The sequence below is a fragment of the Thomasclavelia sp. genome (assembly GCF_047249845.1).
Taxonomy (GTDB): domain Bacteria; phylum Bacillota_I; class Bacilli_A; order Erysipelotrichales; family Coprobacillaceae; genus Thomasclavelia.
On sequence record NZ_JBKTWO010000191.1, the window covers coordinates 1 to 1,523 of the forward strand.

2 protein-coding genes are annotated in these 1,523 nt (G+C 28.5%); both read left to right on the forward strand.

What is annotated here, in order from left to right; all coding sequences use genetic code 11:
- Positions 1–1,251 (forward strand): ATP-binding cassette domain-containing protein (locus tag ACLR9T_RS14695; protein ID WP_413110189.1); only part of this gene is annotated, 1,251 nt, incomplete at its 5' end.
- Positions 1,241–1,523, forward strand: a 283-nt coding sequence (ybeY, locus tag ACLR9T_RS14700) for an rRNA maturation RNase YbeY (RefSeq protein WP_413110190.1), incomplete at its 3' end; no start/stop codon positions are given. The genes ACLR9T_RS14695 and ybeY, both read left to right, overlap by 11 nt.

Consider the following 1,523-nt stretch of genomic DNA (forward strand, 5'->3'; position numbering starts at 1 on the left):
TTAAGTCTCTTTGATTTAAGTGAAATGAGTTTAGAGTGCTATGAGAGATTGTTCTTAGATGCTTTGTCTTTTGTTGTTTTTATGATTGGAATGATGTTTATAAATATATCAATGACATTTCTGGTTGTAATTATGTTTTTATGTATTATGTTTATGGCCTATTATCGTTTACAGGCTTTACAGGATATCCATAAAAATTATCTTGAAGCACATTTTGTTTTTCAGCATCATCTTCTAGAATTAATTGAAAATCAATTTTTAATTAAACGTTTTTCATTGTTACAGCAACAACGGGAAAGAAGTTATCATATCTACTTAGATGAAGCTATGTTAAAAGAAAAACAGGCTCTATTTATGAATCAACTCCAAAGTTTTATTCAATACTTTATTTATATTTTCTATGGTGTTATTATGATTTTAGGATTTTATCATTATCAAAGATCTCATTTAACGATAGGACAGTTAATGATGTTTTATATGTTGGTTTCTTATTGTATTCAACCTGTGATGAACATTGTCAATCTTGTCAGTCAATATAAACAAATGAAGATTGTTTATGAAAAATATAAAGTATTTGAAATAGAACCACAACTACCACAAGAACCTATAAAGGAGAAAATTACATCAATTACTCTGGATAATGTCAGTTATGCCGATGGATATCAAGTACCTTTATTTGAACATATTGATTTAACAATTCACCAACACCTTTTATTAAAGGGAAAGACAGGATCTGGTAAATCAACGTTGTTAAGACTTTTTATGGGATATGATCTTCATTATTCTGGAGATATCTATATTAATGATCAGGAGTTAAGGACTATTCAATTATCTTCTTTATATCAACATATAGGTTATGCTCATGAGACACCATCATTTTTACATTTAACTTTGTTGGAAAATTTTTTATGTCATGATGAAAAGAAGATACGTTATTACTTAAAATCGTTTGGACAGGAAGCTCTTTTCAATATGTTTCATATAGTCTTAAGTGAAGATGGTGCACCACTGTCACTTGGGCAAAGACAGATTGTTTCTTTAATTAGACTTTTATGTCAAGAATTTGATATTCTCATTTTAGATGAAGCATTTTCACATATGGATGCAAAATTAGCAAGTAAAGTGATGAGGTTCTTATTCAAGAATGATGAAGGAAAGATTTATGTTATGGTTAATCATCAAACAAAATTAGTGAACAAGAATGTTGCTTGTGCTATAATTGAAGAAGGAAGATTAAGAAATGAAAGGTGATATAATGGCTATTGATTTTGTATATGAAGATGAATTGAAATTGAGTAAGGATAATTATGAACAACAATTTATAAAAATTGTAGAAGCAGCACTTCAATATTTAAAAATAGAAGATGATGTGGAATTATCATGTATTATTGTTGATGATGAACGAATTCATCAGATAAATAAGGAATATAGAAATATTGATCGTTCTACTGATGTTATCAGCTTTGCATTAGAAGATAATGAGCAGTTTTATGTGGCAGGAATGCCACGAAGTGTAGGAGATA